The sequence below is a fragment of the Kitasatospora sp. NPDC040550 genome (assembly GCF_055594965.1).
Genome location: NZ_JBVIWC010000065.1, coordinates 1 through 1337 on the forward strand (window position 1 = coordinate 1; position 1337 = coordinate 1337).

The 1337-nt window shown below is 71.0% G+C and carries 1 protein-coding gene; it reads left to right on the forward strand.

Annotation, left to right across the window (positions count from 1 at the left end; translation table 11 throughout):
• Window positions 1-231: 231 nt before the first annotated feature.
• On the forward strand, window positions 232-1320 hold the full coding sequence (locus tag ACZ58X_RS40190; RefSeq protein WP_470338516.1) for an IS110 family RNA-guided transposase: 1089 nt from the start codon (window positions 232-234) through the stop codon (window positions 1318-1320).
• Window positions 1321-1337: the final 17 nt, after the last annotated feature.

The following is a 1337-nucleotide window of genomic DNA, read 5'->3' on the forward strand; positions in this document are numbered from 1 at the left end:
CCGCTGACAGTGAGGATGTTCATGAGCGTCTCCCGGCGGGGCCTGACCCACCCTCTGACTGACCTCGGGTCCTCAACGGGATCTGTCGGCCCCGTCCGGGAGTCGCTCGTGTGCATCCACCGGCCCGGCTTGCGTGACTTCATAAGAGCCTGGCCAGAGGCCCCATCACTGTCCTGTCCGCCCGCCGGACCGGTGGCTGCCGCCCTGACCGGTCGATTGGAGAGGACGGCGATGTCCACCATCGCACAGCAGAGCCGCGAGATCACCGGCGGCGTCGATACCCACAAGGACACTCACACGGCGGCGGCCGTCGATTCTGCCGGACGGCCGCTGGGCGCTGAGCAGTTCGAGGCCACCGCGGCCGGCTACCGCGAGCTCCTGGCATGGCTCCGCTCGTTCGGCACCCTGGTGCTGGTCGGGGTGGAGGGCACCGGCGCCTACGGGGCCGGCCTGGCCCGCCACCTGCGCGAGCAGGACGTGACCGTGGTGGAGATCGACCGCCCGGACCGCAAGGCCCGCCGGTGGCAGGGCAAGTCCGACCCGGTCGACGCCGAGGCCGCCGCACGGGCGGCGCTGTCCGCCCGCCGCACAGGGATACCCAAGCAGCGCGACGGCCGGGTGGAAGCCCTACGAAACCTGCGAGTGGCCCGCCGCAGCGCGGTGCGTCAACGAACCGACGTGGCACGGCAGATGAAGACACTGGTCATCACCGCGCCGGAAGAACTGCGGGCCGTTCTGCGGGACCTGGGCGACCGGCAGCTGATCGCCACCTGCGCGGCCTCGCGACCGGACGCCAAGCGGGCGGGCGAACCGGTCGTCGCGGCCAGACTCGCGCTGCGGACCCTGGCCCGCCGCCACCAGCGACTCGGTGAGGAGATCGTCGAACTCGACGAGCTCATCATCCCCCTGGTCACCGAGATCGCCCCGACCCTGCTCGCCCTGAACGGTGTCGGCGCGGACGTCGCCGGGCAGCTGCTGGTCACGGCCGGGGAGAACTCCGAGCGCCTGCGCTCCGAGGCGGCCTTCGCCATGCTCTGCGGTGCGGCCCCGCTGCCGGCCTCCTCCGGCCGCACCCAGCGCCACCGCCTCAACCGAGGCGGTGACCGAGGCGCCAACTCAGCCCTCTACCGGATCGTGCTCTGCCGCCTGCGCTGGGACCAGCGCACGAAGGACTACACGGCCCGCCGCACCGCCGACGGCCTGTCGAAGAAGGAGATCATCCGCTGCCTCAAGCGGTACATCGCCCGCGAGATCTACCAAGTCCTGACCGCACCCAGCACCTCACCGATCACCGCCGAGAAGCTCACAACCGCTGCTTGACATCCATAAGAGCATCC